The sequence below is a fragment of the Mesorhizobium sp. B1-1-5 genome, from assembly GCF_006443065.1.
Lineage (GTDB): Bacteria > Pseudomonadota > Alphaproteobacteria > Rhizobiales > Rhizobiaceae > Mesorhizobium.
In genome coordinates, this window is record NZ_VFWS01000057.1 from 14,745 (window position 1) to 31,080 (window position 16,336).

Consider the following 16,336-nt stretch of genomic DNA (forward strand, 5'->3'; position numbering starts at 1 on the left):
GGCAAGGCATTTCTGCGTACCAGGCTGCGCCGTTGGATAACCGCCTGGCGCGGCAGGCCGATGTAACATAGGCGTTTACACGGCACGTGCAGGATTTCGAGCTTGGGCAAGCCGATCGGGCGGATCCCCGGATCGTTGGCGAGCACGCCAAAGTCCTCTCAGGTCGGCGCCGGCATGCGGCCGACGGCCGGCCTCTCGTCCTCGGCGGGAATGGCCGTCTGGCGGCGCCGGAAAGCCGGTAATGGGCTCAGCTTGAACAGGCCGTAATAGACGACGAAGGACGCCATGAAATAGGGGCCGAGCATCTCGACCTCGAAGAAGGAGCGGATCAGCATCAGCCCGGTCGCGCCGGCAAGCACCACCGAATCGGCACTCCACCCGCCGAACACCACCTTCGATACGTGGCCGTAGAAGGCGCGCAGGATGACCAGCGCCAGCAAGGTGACGCCGACGAAGCCGATTTCGACCAGCGTCTCGACATAGGTGTTGTGGAAGTGGAAGCCGGAGCGCGTCGAGATATAGAATTCCGCCCACAGCCGCTCCGGATCGGCAAAGCCCTGCACCCAATAGGCGGCATAGCCATAGCCGAGCAGCGGACGCTGCTGCGCTGCTTCCCAGCCCTGTTGCCACAGATAGGTGCGGCCGGTGAGCGTCGAATCCTTGCCGAAGATGCCGAGCACGACATCCAGCAGCCCGAGGTTGAGCGCTGCCACCACGCCCGTCACCAGCGCCCCGGCGCCGACGATGAACAGCACCCGGCGATAGCGTCGCGACAGGACCTTGGTCATGGTGAGCAGCGCCACGATGCCAATGACCGCCGGCAGCGAGGCCACCGACGTCGCCGAATGGGCGATTGCCAGCATATAGACCGACAAAAGCAGGATCGGCGCGGTCCAGACGAAGCCCAGCCAGTTGCGCCGGTAGAAGACAAGGAACGCCAGGCAGAAGAAGATGCCGAGCGAAGAGAAGAAGCCGACCTGGTTCTTGGAACCGAAGGCGCCGACGAAATTGACCGTGCCGTCGAGAGTGTCGAGCGCGTAACCGCCGACTCCGAGTGAATAGAGCAGAACGAAGAAGATGCCGATCAGCGAGCCCACCACCAGCGTGCGCACGCTGATGGTCCGCGCCGCGACATAGGCGCAGACGATATGCGAGGAATATTGCACTGCCGCGCGCGCGCTGATGCCCGCCGCCTGCGACCAGAACACCGAGAGGCAGACATAGGCCGCAAGCAGAATGGGCAGCCAGGCGCTGGAGAGTTTCCAGGTGAAGCGCCGATAGTCGACGAACAGCAGCGGCAGCCAGACGGCGTAGTAGGCGAGGATCAGGATCTGGCCGAAATTGGGCGAGTAGGCGAAGGCGAGCGTGGAAACCGCGACGGCGAAAATGCCGTAGGTCTCGTTGCGATCGGGATCGATCAGGATGGATTTCGGAATCTTCATACCGGCTTTTTGTCCCGCGCTAAGCCACGGCCCGGGCGCGCTGCATCTGCCGCTGCAGGAAGCGCCGCACCGGCTCGTCATAGACGCGCGTGGCGATGTCAGCGATGACGACAACCATCGCCGCCATCACGATGCCGAATAAGGGATGATGCGCGAACGGATCGATCGAGAAGGCCTTGCCGGCCCCGGCGATGATCATCAGCATCGGCGTGTGGATGATGTAGATCGGGTAGGAAATCCGCCCGAGCCAGCCATAGACGCCTGACAGTCGCGGCGCGGTAGGCGCCACCGCGCCGGTCATCACCATGATCGGGAAGACGATGACGATGGCGCAGAGGTCGTAGGCAATGCGCGCGCCGCCGGCAGCCGGGGCAATGGCGAAGACGGCAAGCGTGAGCAGGATCGCGCCCTCGACCCAGAAGCCGCGCCGCAGGAAGCCGAAGCTGCCCTGCCAGCGCGCCATCGATCGGCAGAGCAGCACGCCCAGGAAGAACGAGAAGGTTACGCGCGGCAGCCCGCTGACGATGGTCTTGCCGGTCATGCCGAAATCGAGCGTGCCGGCGAAAACCGAGGCGACGACGAGCAGCACGAGGCTGGCGCCGACGATCCCCGTCAGCGCCCGCCGCGACAGGAGCACGAAGACAGCGACATAGGCGATGTTGACGATGAGCTCGAAGAACAGCGACCACGATGCCGGGTTGAGAGGAAAGATCGTGTGATAGGCGTCGCTGACCAGCGGGATGAAGAACATGCCGGTCGTCAGCTGCATGCCGATCTCGGACAGCGGCATGTATTCCGCCGGCATCAGTCTGTTCTTGACCAGCAAATAGAAGAAGCCGAGCAGCGTGCCGGCTAGATAGAGCGGATAGAGCCGGATCAGGCGGATGGCCACGAAAGTGCCGAAGCCCATGCCGGTTTCGATCTTGCGGTCATAGGCATGCGCGATGACGAAGCCGCTGAGCAGGAAGAACAGATCGACCGCGAGATAGCTCGACGGCAGCACCTTGCCGTCGGCGAGGAATGGCGAGAAATGGTAGAGCATGACGCTGATCGCCGCCACGCCGCGGATGGCGTCGAGGTTCAGATACACGTGACGCTGGGCTGCGGGCTGCATGTTATGCCTTCAAGCGGTCCAAACAGATCGCTCGCCCGCGCTGCGCGCGAACGAGCCTGGCTTGTCCCTCCCGCCTCCGTTCCCGGTTCGCTTCGGACAAACCCGGGCCGGCGGCGCTATTGGCTGGCCGTCGGCGCCAGCTTCACCTTGATCACGTCGCCCGGCAGGATAGGCGTGTCTTCCTTGGCTTCGACCTCGCTAGTCTTGCCGTCGACGACGCGCACCAGCGAATAGAGCAGGGCTGGCTCTTCATTGCCGGTGTAGGCGGCAGCCGTTGCCGGATCCGATGCCTGTGCGATTAGGCCCTTCTGCATGCCGACCCTCAAGGCCGCCTCATTAAGGTTCGCTTCCGTTGCCTGCCGATCGGCGGTGAGGGTCGAACCCAGTGTGTTGCGGGCATCGATGGCGTCCTGCTCCGCCTTGCTGATCGACTGCTTGGCGGTGAGGATGGCCGTCTCATAGTCCAGGATCTTGCCCTGCAGGTCGGTGACCGACTGTTGCGAGGAAAGCAGGCGCGCATTGGCGACCAGGCCCTTCTGCGCCAGTGGACCGATGCTGTCGGCCTGCTTCGAGGCCAGATCGACCTGCTTCTGCTGATTGGCGATCTTTTTTTGCAGCGATTCGATTTCCGACTGCAGAACACCCTTCAGATCATCCAGCGCATCGAGTTTCAGCTTCAGCGATTTCTGATCGGAGACCAGGATTGCCGTTTCGTCGGCGACGATGGTCGGCAATCTCGAATCGCCCTGAATTTCCTGAGGCACCTCGAAAGTCGTCTTCCCGGCGAGGTCGGCGTCGATGCGGGCTCGCCTGACCATCAGCCGCAAGCGCTGGTCGTCATAGATCTCGTAGCTGCCCTTGGCGGTAATCAGATCCTTTTCGAGCTGCGGGCCATAGTCGGCATTGCGCCGGATACCGCCGGCAATGCTGATTGCCTTGAGCACGGTCAGATCGGGCACGAAGGGAAACTGCCCGGGGTTCTGGACTTCGCCTGAAATGTAGAACGGTCGGAACTGCGCCATCTCGACCGAGGCTTCCGGCTTGTCGGGCAGCGCCAGCTTTCGTTGCAGGGCGAGCCCGATCGCTGAAGCGATCTCGGCCGTCGTCTTGCCGGCGGCCTGCATGTCGCCGACGAACGGCACCGAGAGCGTCCCGCCCGGGCCGACCGCGTACTCGCCATTGAGGGCCGACCAATCGCGGAACGTGCCGTCGACAGTCTGCCATTCGGCGACCCGGATGTTGAGCTTGTCCAGCGGTCCAAGCCGATAGTCGCTGGCGGCAGCGACCTGCGGCACGACCAGCAACGCAGCAAGCAAGACGCCCCCGAAGCGGGCTGTGGTCCTGGATATGAGACTGCATGCGAAGGGCAGTCCGAAGAGGTCTTTTGTCAAATACGTTTTCCGATTCGCTTTGGCCCCATCCGCCCGATGAGATCACTGCCGGATGCCTGCTCCGAATCTGGCGGAGCAGGCCCGTCGGTCAATAGCTGCCGCGTGACATCCACACGGCAGGAACAGTCTTGAAGATGATGCGAATATCCCCGGACAACGACCAGTTCTCGACATAATGGCGATCGAAGGCGACGCGCGTGTCGTAGGATACGTCGTTGCGGCCGCTCACCTGCCACAACCCGGTGAGACCAGGGCGCGACTTCAGGTAATAGACCGCCGCGCTGCCGTAGATTTCCAATTCGTCGCGCACGACCGGGCGCGGGCCGACAAGACTCATGTCGCCCTGCAGGATGTTGAGGATCTGCGGCAGCTCATCGAGGCTGAGCTTGCGAAGCACCTGGCCGACGCGGGTGACGCGCGGATCGTTCTTCAGCTTGCGCGTCGCGATCCATTCGGCGTTGGCTTCCGGATTGGCCGCCAGATACGCAGCGAGCACGCGCTCGCCATCCGGCACCATGGTGCGGAATTTGAGGCAGGAGAAAATCCTGCCGCCGCGGCCGATACGCTTGTGGCCATAGAAGATCGGACCATTATCCGAAAGCTTGACCAGCAGCGCGACCATCAGGAAGAGCGGGCTCAGCAGGATCAGCCCAGCCAGGGAACCAACGACATCGAAACTGCGTTTGAGCAGACCGCCGATGGGGGGTGGAAAATCAACGCCGGCCTGCGCAAAACTCGCATTAGCCGACTTGGCGACGTCCCTCATGCAGAAGCTCCATACGTTGAACGGATGGTTTACGGCAAGATACCAAAAAAATGCTGCAGCGCAACACACAATTTCCCATCGCGTTGAAATGTTCACGTCATGAATTGATTAAATAATAAACCTGCCTTGCCCAAATTTTCACCTTTGTGGCGCGTTTATGACAAGGTGAGAGAAAACCAGGAAAATGTAGTCCGCTTTTCGGGCCATTTTTGGACAGTGCATTCTTTGCTGCAGAAGAAACGCGGTTGCATGCCGCTGGAAGCACTCGCAATGGTAAGTTATTCACATAAAATACTAATCAAAGCCATGAGTTTGACTGAAGCGGCAGACGTGTCATTGAATAGCTATCGGAGCCAGAGTGTGCGGCGCAGCATGGCAGAGTCGATGTCGTAAAATCGTTGGAAACCATACCTGCACGGCCTTGCTCCGGCAGGCCGGCCTTAATAGAGTCGCAAATTGTTTCTGTCATAGTCTGCATGGGTAAGGAAGGTCGGAAGCAACCGGCCGGATTGGGCAGCCAGAAAGAGCTCTTTGGCGCAACGGGGAGTTACGCGGGTGGGTAAGTCGCAGCTTCTGCATGCTCGTCTCGGTTGAGAGGGCGGCGGTCATGTCTTTGCCGAAATTCATCGTCGGAATGATCTTCGCGCTCGCGATCGTCATCGGCTGGTCCTATTTCGATGGCGCGTCGGCGGGAACCATCCTGCTTCGCACCATCGTCTGCGCCGTCATTATCCAGGCTGGCTATTTCCTTCTGGTCTTTGCCATGATCGGGGGAGCCACGCCGACATCGGCCGACAAGACCCGCGAGGCGGACCGCGGCCCGATCCTGAGCAAGGTCGCCGAAGGCGAAAAGCTAAGCGCCAGACGCAGCCTCCACTGAACGTTCGACCGGCGCGGAGGCCAGCCCGGCCGCGATCGGTGGCGCGTTTTCGCGCTCCGCCTGCTCGCCGGACAGCATCCTCGCAAGTCGGCTGCCGGCTTTCGCCTTCAACCGCCGATATTGTCCGACCTCGACGATGCGCCCGTTCTCGATGGCCACGACCCAGTCGGCGAAGGCGATCATCGACGGCCGGTGCGCGATGGTCAAAATCGTCATCCGGCCGCGCAGCGCCTCAATCGATTGGGCGATCAGCGACTGATTCTGCCAGTCGAGCGCGCTTGTCGCCTCGTCGAGGATGAGCAGCGAGGGCTTGCGCAGCAGCGCACGCGCCAATGCAATGCGCTGCCGCTCTCCGCCGGAAAGGCGGACGCCGCGGTCGCCCACCACCGTGTCGAGCCGCTTCACGAAATCGGCCGCATGGGCGTTTCGCAGAGCCGCCCACAATTCTTCGTCGCTGGCCTCAGGCGCCGCAAGGCGCAGATTGGCGGCGATCGTGTCGTGCAGCAGGAAGACATCCTGCGGCACATAGGCGACCTGATCGCGCCAGGCCCTGCGATTCTGCGCCGTAATCTCCACGCCGTCGGCCAGAATACGTCCCTGGGTGGGTTCAAGCAGCCCAAGCAGCATGTCGGCGATCGTGCTCTTGCCCGAACCTGAAGGGCCGATCAGCGCCGTCACCTTGCCGGCCGGCAGACCGAAGGTGATGTCGCTGACCACCGGTTTGCCGTCGCCCTCGCCATAGGCGAACGCCACATCACGGATGTTGAGGCCCGTCTCAAGCGACAGTTTTGCGCCTTGTTCGGTCACGTTCTCTTCCGGCTCGCGCTCGGCATCGAAGCGAGCCTGCATGCTTTGCATCGAAGCATAGGCCGGCAGGTTGATCAGCACCTGTTGGGTCTGAAGCTGCATGTCCATGAAGCGCGGCGCGACCCGCATGAAGACGAGCAGCAGCACGACGATCTCGGCCAGCGACAGGTGAAAGCGAACCAGCGCGATATAGATGAAGAGGCTCAGCCCGATCACGCTCGTAACCTGGAACAGAGCGGTGCCGAGCGAGCTGTTGCGGACGAAGGCGATGTTGTCGGCCTTCATCCTGTCCAGCGTTGCGCCGAGCTCGGCAAAATAGCTTGCCTCGACATTCAGGCTCTTGGCGACCTTGATGCCGCCGAGGAACTCGGAGACGGTGCGGTATTGGTCCTGGCGATTGCCGGTCAGCGTGCGGCCATAGGCGCTGGCGCGCGCCCGGAACGGCTGCAGCGCAACCAGCAGCACCAGACCGATAAGGATGGCGAAGCACGTCATCACCGGCGAGATGAACAGCGAGACAATGAGATAGCCGGCCAGGAGCAGTGTGGCTTGGGCCAGCATCAGCAGCGAGAAGGCCGCAACCTGCACCCGGTCGACGTCGCCGTTCAGCGCATGGTCCAGATCCGAGCTGCGGATGCGGGTGAAAACGCCCCAGCGCGCCTTGCCGACGCTCTCGAACAGGTTCATGCGCACGCGGTTGACGAAGTCATAGAGCAACCGCGCCATGTAGACCGACTTGAAGCGGTTGAACATCGCTTGCAGCGCCACAAGCGCGACGAGCAGTGAGAGCACGCTCGCGAGCGACAGCGTCCCGCCGGGCACAAGCCGATGCAAGGCCTCCGGCACCCGCACCGCATAGTCCTGGTCGGGCTTGCCGATTAGGCGCAGCAGCGGAACGAGCAGCAGGATCGAAATGCCTTCGGTGAGGCTCCCCAGGATCAGGAAGGCAAGCGCCGTCGCCGTGCGCCGTCCGCCGACATGCGCCACCATGGCGCCGAAACCGGCGACATCGCGCAAAAGCGACAGGCGAAACTTCGAGGACCAGCCCATACCCTTGGCTCACCTTGTTCCGGACGCCAGGTCGGTTTCGATCGCGGCGACCGCTTCGTCGAGCCTGGGGAGACCGGCCGGCACTTCGAGGCGGTTGACGCCGATCAGCCCGGCGATCTCAGCGCATTGGCTGAGATGTGTGGCGGCGAGATCGCCGGTCAACGCCTGCCGGCCGAAGCGCGTGATGTATGAGAATTTGATGATCGCCGGCAGCGCGGCGACACCGGCAAGCTGCGAGATCGCCGCGCGTCCGCCGCGCTCGAGCACATAGATGCGCGATACCGGCACCGCCTCGGTGGCAAATCCGTCGTGCAGCCGATGCTGCGCCTTGTCGATTTGCGGATGCACCTGCGGGCGCACTTCCGCCTGCTCGAGGTGAATGGCGCCGGCCGCGTCCGCGGCCAGCTTGAGCTGCGGAAATCCGGGCAGGATCATCGGTCGTCCAGGGTCGGACAAATCCAGCGCGACGACGTCGTCGGTGAGCAGTCGATGGCCGGCGCGGATCATCGCGCCCGCCGTCGTCGACTTGCCGGCACCCTTATCGCCCATGAAGATCACGCTCTTGCCGCCGACGGCAATGGCGCTGGCATGCAGGACGAGCAGCCCGCGCCGATGCAGGGCAAGAGCCATCACCGGCCCGAGCAGCGGAAAGGCAAGCAGCGGGTCGTCGATCCCCGGCGCCGGATCGACATCGATCCGGTTGGCGCCGCTGATCATGAAGGTGCCGACCGCCTGCCAGGAAAGATATTGGCGCGTCGCCTCGAAACGAAAGGCCGTGGCGCCATGCGATGCGCCGTCGGGAAAGTCGATCGGCCCGACCGCGATCTCCAGGTCCGGTGTCGCCGGCGCCGTCGGCGTCAGTTCCGGCAAGGCCACGTCCGAGCTGACTATTAGCCCGTAGGCCTTGTAGAAATGGCGGACACGTCTGCCCGGCGCCATTGTCCCGGTGGCGGGCCCCGGCCGCGCAAGGGAGGCGATCGGAAGATTCATGCTGGGCTTCCTTGGACTTGCCGCAGCCACAGCGACAGCGAAACCGAGCGCCAGACATGCTGGACGTCGGGCAGCGTCGCCTGCTCGGGCTGGCTGAGCAGGCGCTCATAGACGGCGTTCACTTCAGGCAGATTGACATAGGGCGCGATCCGCTCGCCGTCCGCTATCAGCAGCCTGTCCAGAAGCTGGCGGTGGTTGCCGAGCATGCCCTTGACTAGGTTAGCGGTGAAATCGATCTTGTCGCGCCGCCATTGCACGGCCGGCGGCAGAACGCCCTGCATCGCGCGGCGCAGCACGTGGCGGCCAAACCCGTCCCTGAGCTTTTCCTCGCCGGGCAGCGCCAGGCAGAACTCGACGAGCGGCTTGTCCCAGAACGGGTAGCGCGGCTCGACGCCGGAATTGGCGGCGGCCTTGTCGAGCACTTCGAAGGCATGCGGCACCAGTCCGGTGGACAGCAGCCAGCGATGCGTCAGCGCTTCGCTGGCGCTCACGGCGGCGGGCATGTAGCCGCTGCGATGAAAGCGCTCGGCAAGATCGGTGCGCCTGGCAAGGTCCGGATTGACCAGGCCCGCCCAGGCGCGCGGCGCCGATGCCGGCCTCTGCCGCACCTTGCCGACAAGGCGTCTGGCCATCGATCTCATCCGGGCGATCCGCCAGGCTGGTCCGTAAATGGTCAGGAACTTGAAATAGAGGGAGAACATGCCCTCGCCATAGGTGTTGGCGGCGCTGTGCAATTCGCGCCACAGCTCCAGCCAACGGCCGGCATTGGCGAGCTCATGAAGGTGCCCATGGCCCTGCGAGACGACCTCGTCGCCGCCATGCCCGTCGAGAAGCACCTTGACGCCCTTGGCGCCTGCCGTGCGGTAAAGATCGCGGGTCAGCGACAGGCCGGGCGCCAGGAACGTGCCTTCCTGCTCCTCCAGGATGCGTTCGAACTCGGCGAAGGGCGCGTAATTGCTCACCGCAATCAGCGTGGCATCGAGCGGATTGTCGTCGAGCACCGCATCGATGAACGGCTTCTCGTCCATCGACGAGCCTCTGTCGAACACCAGCGAGAAGGTCTTGAGCCTCGGGTTGCGCCTCGCCGCCGCGCGAAGACCGGCAATGCAAGCGATCGAGGAGGAATCGAGCCCGCCGCTCAGCATCGCGCCGACGGCCGGCGTGCCGCGCATCCTGTTCTCCACCGATTGCGCAAAGAGATGCCTGAATTCTTCGGCCGCGTCCGGGCGCGGCGGCCGCTGCGAAGGCTCAATCTGCCAGTAGCGCTGCAGCACCACCCGGCGGTCGGTGACCGTCATGCTGTGCCGCGCCGGCAGGCGGAAGATTTCGGCATAGGGCGTGGCCTGCGGATCGTCCGTCAAGCCGGCAAGGAAGCCGGAAATCTGGTGTTCGCTGAGCCGCCTGCCGACGCCGTCCAGCGCAAGGATCGGCCCGATCTCCGAGGCGAAGGCGAAGCGCCTGCCGGCCGAATGATAGTAGAAAGGTTTGACGCCGAAATGGTCGCGCGCGCAAAACAGCGCCCGGCGCTCGCCATCCCATATGGCGAAGGCGAAATCGCCCTGCAGATAGGTCGGGCAGGCCTCGCCCCATTTAAGGTAGGCGCGCATGATGAGCACCGCGTCGGCTACCGACCGGTCCCGAATGCCGAGCCGCGCCAGAAGCTCGTCGCGATTGTCCAGCCGGCAGTCGGCGGTGATGGCGAGCTTGCCGCCCGCCATCGTCAGCGGCCCGGGACTGTTCTCGCCGGTCGTGTCGAGCCAGGCGTGGCCGAGCGCGACGCTGCCCTCCGCCCACCATGAGCTGCCGTCGCGGGCGCGGTGGCGCATGCGCGAAAGCATCTCTTGGATATCGCCGGCCGCGGCGGGCCGGCCGCTGTCGCTGAGCACGATTCCAGCGACGCCGCTCATCGCTCAGGACCTATGGTCGACCAGATGGGCAAATCCTTTGATCGAGCCGCCAAGCACGATGTGGTTGCCGCTCATCAGCCAGGCATGCGCCTTGAGCTCGCTGCCAGTCCCTTGCTCGATGCCGATGCTGATTTTCGAGGCGCTGCCCTGGCGGGCGAGCAGATATTGTCCGGCCAGCGCTTGGGTCAGGCAGCTGGCGCCCGGCACGAGCCGCGCCGCGGCGGCAACGCCCCATGCGACGCGCCGCAGGTCGGCGACGCTGGCGTCGCGTCTGGCGTGCAGTCCCGTCACCAGGCTACGGACACGACTATACGAGGACAGCGTCAGCGCGAGGCGCACAACGCTCACCACCATCAGGCAGCGCGCCAGAAACAGCATTTCCCGGGCGCTCAGCGAGCGGAGCCTAGACCAGTTCCTCATTGTGGAGCCTCGCAAGCCCTGCTTCGCTCAGCCCCTTGAGCAAGCCCTCGACATCGGCCCTGCAGCGTTCGGCATCGACATTGTAGCGCGCAAGCACGGCGCTGCGGATATCGAGCATCGATCGCGGCTCCTGGATCTGCTCCCAGATGAAGGCGCCGACGCCGTTCAGGCTGTAGTAGACATTGGATTTGAGGTGGAGCAGCGCCAGTCCGGCGCCGAATTCACAAGCCACCGCCTCGTTCGTCGCGACGACGCGGTCATGGTCCGAAGGGTTCCAGTGCATCCTAAAACCTCGTTGCTGGCCCGTCCGCCCTATGGCTTCCACCGGGATCGGTTGCCTGCGACCCTCGGCAGGAATCCGGGGGACAAAAGCCCCCCGGCTCACCTGTTGGAGAGCATCCGGAGCCCCAACTCAGACACCCGGATACCTGTCTGAGTTTTAAGAGAAAGTCAGCTCGCCGACCGGCGTGTGCGCGGGAAAGCTCGCGTCGAGCGCCGTCGTGCCCGCACCGCCCTGCGTGATAGTTTCAATCGAACCGTGAACCGTCAGGCTGGGGGTTTCATACTCATGCTTTTCAACATTCTGTTCCATTGTACTCTCCAATTAAGGACTGGAAGCGGCTGCAGAATGCCGCCAACATATCGCTATGCTGCAGCGCAATTGCTGCATGGCAACATCCATGAGTCAAGCTTGATTTACCAAGCATTAATCAATTCTTGGTTGCGCTCGCATCCGTTGTTAATCAAGACGTAGGCAGCGTCATCCTAAACTTCACCCATCCAGGAATTCAACCGCAGGTCCATACCGTTCAGGTAACCGTTTGATTTATCTGCGATAATTTCTCAGGCGAAAAAGACATATCGCAATTGCGAAGAAATTGCCTCAAAAAATCGCCATTTTCCGGCCAGCCGGGATGCCCCCGGAATTGTCTTCAAAAGTGATTGAACGCGTAACGATTTTAAACGCTGGGGTTGCGGTCAGGAGGCGACCTCAGCCGCTTTTGACGTGATCGCGTCAATTTTTCCGATGCTTTTCTTCGCAGTTGCAGTATAACCCCTTTGGGCGGCATTTTGCGGAGAATGACATCGGGCATGGCGGTGCAGGATGGCTCCTATGAAAGGCTGCGCGCCGCCGGCTGCGCCGACGAAGTCGCTTATGTGCAGGCCTGCCTGAGGCTGTTTTTCGCGCCACGAGCCAACATCACGGATGGCCGGGTCGATGTGCCCGCGCCGACGGTGTCGGCCGCCCCGAACACCGCGGTCCCAATCTCGGCGGCCCCGATCACGGCGGCCCCAATTTCGGCAACCAATGTCGCCGACATCGCCAGGCTGAACAAGGTCGCCGTCTTCCTGCTCAAGGCGCTCGCGCGGGCGCCCGCGGATGCCGTGCCTGCGGAATTGCCTGGCTGGCTCGACAGCTACCGCCGGCGAACCATGTCGATGAACGTCGCCTGCATTGGCGATTCGATGGCCATCGCTCGTGTGCTGCGCGACAGGCAGGTCGATTTCGTCTTCCTCAAAGGGCCGCTCCAGCAGCATCTGCTCTATGGCGACCATTTCATGAAGCCATCCGGCGACGTCGACATTCTGGTTTCGCCGACCGGTTTCGCCAAGGCCCGCGATGCGTTGCGCACGATGGGCTACGAGGTTGCCGGCAAGTCGCGCTCGGTCTGGTGGGTGCGCTTCCTCGGTGAGCAGCATATGGTGCGCGAGGACGGCGCGAGGGCCTCGACGGTCGACCTCCACCACCGGCTGCAGCAGCCGGGTTCGCCCAGCCCGCGCGACACCGACGGCTTCCTGCGCCGCAAGCGCGAAGTCGAGGTGGCCGGCGCCGCCATGCCGATCATCTCGGCGGCCGACACCTTGCTTTTGTCCTCGATCAGCGTCGCCAAGGCCTTTTTCAACCGCGAGCCCTGCGCTGGCTATATCTGCGACGTCAGGGCCAGCGCCAGCCGCCTGAGCGAAGCCGAGCAGCGGAGGGTGCTCGACCACGCCGCCGAACAGGGCCTGGCGGATACGCTGCTCTTGGGATTGCGCGCCGCCGACGTGCTGCTCGGCGGCGACGGCACGCTGCTTTCGGATCGCGCCACCCGCATGCTGGCCCGCATCGACAACGCCGACCTCTTCCACATGGTAATGGCGCCGTGGCTCGCGTCCCTGCGCTGGCCGCAGCGCCGCCATGTGCTGTGGGAACTCTGCGGCCGCGAGCCGGTCCGCTACCTAGCCGAAGCCGGCTGGGCGGCCTCCGCCGACCTCAGCCGGCGCATCTTCGAGCGCCCGGCCACGGCCGAGCCGGCGCGGAGCGAAGTGATCAGAATCGTGGGCGGGGCGGCCAATCATGCAAGCGAAAGGTGAGCCCATGCCCGTGACGACGCCCACAACGACCTCCGGGGTCTGCGTCATCATCGCCGCGCGCAATGCGGCGCGCACCATTCCCGGCGCCATCGCCTCGGCGCTGCGCGAGGCCGAAGTCACCGAAGTCGTCGTGATCGACGACGCCTCCACCGACGACACCAAGGATGTGGCTTTGGCCGCCGACGACGGCAGCGGCCGGCTTGCCGTCATCCGTTTCGACGTCAATCGCGGTCCTTCCGCCGCGCGCAACGCCGCTATCCAGGCCTCCAAATCGCCCTTCATCAGCATTCTCGACGCCGATGATTTCTTCCTCGAAGGCCGCTTCCGCCGGCTTTTCGCCAGCACCGACTGGGATTTCGCCGCCGACAACATCATGCTGATCCGCGACGATGCCGCGACCGACCTCGCCAAGGTCGCCGCGCCGCCTTTCGCGGCCGAGCCGGAATTTCTCGATTTCGAGCGCTTCATCGACGGCAACATCTCGCGCCGCCGTGTGCGGCGCGGCGAGCTCGGTTTCCTCAAGCCGGTGATCAGCCGGGCTTTCCTCGAGCGGCATGGGTTGAGCTACGACGAGAACCTCAGGCTTGGCGAGGACTACGAGCTCTACGCGCGCGCTGTCGCTTACGGGGCTCGGTTCAAGATCATCAAGTCTTGCGGCTATGGGGCGATCGTGCGCGCCGATTCGCTGAGCGGCCGCCACAGGACGCAGGATTTGAAGCGTCTTGCCGATGCCGATCTGGCGCTGCTCCAGATAGACAGCCTTCCGGAGCGCTCAAAGGCCGCGTTGCGGCGCCATGAGCGCCATGTCCGCGACAAATACCGGCTGCGCAACTTTCTTGACGTGAAAGCCGAGCGTGGGTTGGCATCGGCCGCGAACTACGCTTTCGCAAGCCAGTCGAATCTGATCCCGATCGTGCGCGGCGTCGCCACCGACAAGCTCGACGCGCTGTTCCGCCGCACCGGGATTGTTGCGCCGCAGCAGATGCCGCCGACGGGCTTCCTGATGGCGGCGACCAGCGCCGCAAGCGGGTGATCCCGCATTGTCCCGGAAGCCGCCGTCCCTCAAAAAATCGCATTCCGGAAACTATGATGTTGCCTAGTCGCTGCTGGAATGGCAGTCTATGTTGCAATGCAGCAATTTCGAAAGGCCGATAGGATGGCTTCGATTTTTAGCTTCAGATCCCGGGATCCGGCTCGCGACCGGCAGACGGATCTCCAGCGTTTCGACCGGCTGGCGAAGCTGTTCGACCAGATCGCGGCCGAGATCGAGGCGGAGAAAACCGGACTGGAGAATCGTTATAAGTCGACGGCCGCCAACGCCGCCTTTCTGGTCGAGGCGATGGAGAATGGTTCGGCGTCGGCCAGCAAGGGATCGGATGTCGCCGCGATGACCAAGTCGATCCTGAACTGCGAGCGGCGCATTGCGGAGCTCGCTCGCCAGAAAAGCCTGGTGAAGGAACTGCGGCATTCGCTCGACGCGATCGTCGAGGATGGTGCCGACCGGTCTGCTGCGCAGGCGACGGCAAGAGGCTGACGGCGCGTCAGGCGCCGTCATCGGTACGAGACGTTACAGGACACTAGAGGAGTTCACAGGGCGGAAGATCGGAAGCGGCTCGCTCATGCGAACCGAGGATGACTTTGGGTTGGGCGGACAACACAAGGTGAGTTTGTTATGAACGCAGATCCGGACAACACCTCCACCGAGGCGGCTTGCGCGATATCGCAGGCGCCAGGGAGCGGATTAACCAGCCTGAGGCTCGGCGTGGTCGGCGCCCTGTTTGGGGTCGTTGCGGCCCTTGCGGCGAGCCCGCATCCCGCGCATGCGCAAGCGGCGCAGCAAGAGCTGCAAAGCGCGCCGTCCTTCGTCGATAATTTCTCGAATTTCAGCCAGTCCCGCTGGTTCGTCTCGGACGGCTGGACCAATGGCGCCCATCAGAACTGCACGTGGTCGAAGGATCTCGTGCGGCTTTCCGACGGCGTGCTTTCGTTGGGCTTCGAAAAGCGCAAGCTGAAGGACCGCGAGTTCGCCTGCGCCGAGATCCAGACCAAGCAGCGCTACGGCTACGGCGTCTATGAGGCACGGATGAAGACCGGCACCGGCTCCGGCCTCAACGCCGCCTTCTTCTCCTATATCGGCCCGCAGGACAAACAGCCTTGGGACGAGATCGACTTCGAGGTCCTCACCAAGGATCCGTCGAAGGTGCAGGTCAACAGCTATATCCAGGGCAAGCCGAAGAACGGCAAGCTTGTCGATGTCGAAGGCGGCGCCGACAAGGGCTTCAACGATTATGGCTTCGTCTGGGAGAAGGACCGGCTGCGCTGGTACGTCAACGGCAAGCTCGTCCATGAGGTGACCAACCCCGACGAGTTGCCGAAGCATTCGCAGAAAATCTTCTTCAGCCTCTGGGGCAGCGACAAGCTGACCAACTGGATGGGCGCCTTTGTCGATCCCGGCAGCAAGGTGACCATGGAGGTCAAGCGCGTCGCTTTCACCGCTTTGGGCCAGCCATGCCAATTTCCGGAATCGCTGGCATGCAGCATAAGCAATTCCAACTAGGCATGATCCCCAAAGTGGAACCGATTTTTGGATAGGATCATGCCGAACCAACTGGGCCGTTGGGGCTGAGGGACATCTGAACCGGCCGGACCGCTTTTGCGGCCCGGCCTTTGACAGGAATAGAACCAAATGAATTTGACGGTGTTTGGGATTGGCTATGTCGGTCTCGTCCAGGCCGCTGTGCTGGCCGAGGTCGGCCATGAGGTGGTGTGCGTCGATATCGACGAGAAGAAGGTGGAGCGGCTCAACCAGGGCTTGGTCCCGATTTTCGAACCGGGCCTGGAGGCCCTCGTCAGGGAAAACCACGCGGCCGGCCGCATCCGCTTCACCACGGACGCGGCAGCGGCGGTCAGGCATGGCCAGATCCAGATGATCGCGGTCGGCACGCCGCCCGGCGAGGATGGCTCGGCCGACCTGAAATATGTGCTGGCCGTCGCCGAGACCATCGGCCGTGAGATGGACAGCGCCAAGATCGTCGTCGGCAAGTCGACCGTGCCGGTCGGCACTTGCGAGAAGGTGAAGGCCAGGATCGCCGAAACGCTGAAGAAGCGCGGCCGCGAGGATATCGCCTTCGACGTCGCCTCGAACCCGGAATTCCTCAAGGAAGGCTCGGCGGTCGCCGATTGCATGAAGCCGGACCGCATCATCGTCGGCACC

16 protein-coding genes are annotated in these 16,336 nt (G+C 63.3%); 6 read left to right on the forward strand and 10 right to left on the reverse strand.

Features of this window, described 5'->3' with window-relative positions; translation table 11 throughout:
• Positions 1-158: 158 nt before the first annotated feature.
• From FJ980_RS17815 to FJ980_RS17830, 4 genes are all read right to left on the reverse strand, one after another.
• A complete protein-coding gene (locus tag FJ980_RS17815) occupies positions 159-1,442 on the reverse strand; it encodes an O-antigen ligase (protein WP_140544954.1) in 1,284 nt (427 codons plus the stop codon).
• A gap of 19 nt (positions 1,443-1,461) precedes the next feature.
• Positions 1,462-2,556, reverse strand: coding sequence for an acyltransferase (locus FJ980_RS17820; RefSeq protein WP_140544956.1), 1,095 nt, complete (start codon positions 2,554-2,556; stop codon positions 1,462-1,464).
• 116 nt (positions 2,557-2,672) lie between these two features.
• Positions 2,673-3,872, reverse strand: coding sequence for a polysaccharide biosynthesis/export family protein (locus FJ980_RS17825; protein WP_246676444.1), 1,200 nt, complete (start codon positions 3,870-3,872; stop codon positions 2,673-2,675).
• Positions 3,873-4,035: 163 nt separating this feature from the next.
• Positions 4,036-4,713, reverse strand: a complete 678-nt coding sequence (locus FJ980_RS17830; protein ID WP_140544958.1) for a sugar transferase — start codon at positions 4,711-4,713, stop codon at positions 4,036-4,038.
• Between the two features lie 607 nt (positions 4,714-5,320).
• Here FJ980_RS17830 and FJ980_RS17835 point away from each other — a divergent pair.
• On the forward strand, positions 5,321-5,593 hold the full coding sequence (locus FJ980_RS17835; RefSeq protein ID WP_140544959.1) for an exopolysaccharide production repressor exox: 273 nt from the start codon (positions 5,321-5,323) through the stop codon (positions 5,591-5,593).
• Here the strand turns inward: FJ980_RS17835 and FJ980_RS17840 are convergent.
• The 6 genes from FJ980_RS17840 to FJ980_RS17865 all read right to left on the reverse strand — a co-directional run bounded on the left by FJ980_RS17840 (position 5,567) and on the right by FJ980_RS17865 (position 11,359).
• Positions 5,567-7,450, reverse strand: coding sequence for an ABC transporter ATP-binding protein (locus FJ980_RS17840; protein ID WP_140544960.1), 1,884 nt, complete (start codon positions 7,448-7,450; stop codon positions 5,567-5,569). The two genes, FJ980_RS17835 and FJ980_RS17840, sit on opposite strands and share 27 nt — an antisense overlap.
• Positions 7,451-7,459: 9 nt before the next feature.
• A complete protein-coding gene (locus tag FJ980_RS17845; protein WP_348640659.1) occupies positions 7,460-8,440 on the reverse strand; it encodes a serine kinase in 981 nt (326 codons plus the stop codon).
• A complete protein-coding gene (locus FJ980_RS17850) occupies positions 8,437-10,347 on the reverse strand; it encodes a lasso peptide isopeptide bond-forming cyclase (protein ID WP_140544961.1) in 1,911 nt (636 codons plus the stop codon). The genes FJ980_RS17845 and FJ980_RS17850 overlap by 4 nt, the downstream gene beginning before the upstream one ends.
• A 3-nt stretch (positions 10,348-10,350) precedes the next feature.
• Positions 10,351-10,767, reverse strand: coding sequence for a lasso peptide biosynthesis B2 protein (locus tag FJ980_RS17855; RefSeq protein ID WP_140544962.1), 417 nt, complete (start codon positions 10,765-10,767; stop codon positions 10,351-10,353).
• Complete coding sequence (locus tag FJ980_RS17860; RefSeq protein WP_095769315.1) at positions 10,751-11,050, reverse strand: PqqD family protein; 300 nt, start codon at positions 11,048-11,050, stop codon at positions 10,751-10,753. The genes FJ980_RS17855 and FJ980_RS17860 overlap by 17 nt, the downstream gene beginning before the upstream one ends.
• A gap of 156 nt (positions 11,051-11,206) precedes the next feature.
• Positions 11,207-11,359, reverse strand: a complete 153-nt coding sequence (locus tag FJ980_RS17865; protein WP_095769314.1) for a lasso RiPP family leader peptide-containing protein — start codon at positions 11,357-11,359, stop codon at positions 11,207-11,209.
• Between the two features lie 500 nt (positions 11,360-11,859).
• Between FJ980_RS17865 and FJ980_RS17870 the strand changes: the two genes are divergently transcribed.
• The 5 genes from FJ980_RS17870 to FJ980_RS17890 all read left to right on the forward strand — a co-directional run.
• The gene (locus tag FJ980_RS17870; protein ID WP_140544967.1) at positions 11,860-13,122 is read left to right on the forward strand and encodes a nucleotidyltransferase family protein; all 1,263 of its coding nucleotides are present in this window, start codon (positions 11,860-11,862) and stop codon (positions 13,120-13,122) included.
• Between the two features lie 10 nt (positions 13,123-13,132).
• Positions 13,133-14,155: a glycosyltransferase family 2 protein gene (locus tag FJ980_RS17875; RefSeq protein ID WP_246676445.1), complete on the forward strand. Its 1,023-nt coding sequence runs from the start codon at positions 13,133-13,135 to the stop codon at positions 14,153-14,155.
• Positions 14,156-14,278: 123 nt separating this feature from the next.
• Entirely contained in the window at positions 14,279-14,656 is a 378-nt protein-coding gene (locus tag FJ980_RS17880) for a hypothetical protein (protein ID WP_140544964.1), read from the forward strand.
• Positions 14,657-14,794: 138 nt separating this feature from the next.
• Positions 14,795-15,679, forward strand: coding sequence for a glycoside hydrolase family 16 protein (locus tag FJ980_RS17885; RefSeq protein WP_140544965.1), 885 nt, complete (start codon positions 14,795-14,797; stop codon positions 15,677-15,679).
• A 129-nt stretch (positions 15,680-15,808) separates the two neighbouring features.
• On the forward strand, positions 15,809-16,336 hold a 528-nt coding region (locus tag FJ980_RS17890), incomplete at its 3' end, for a nucleotide sugar dehydrogenase (RefSeq protein WP_140544966.1).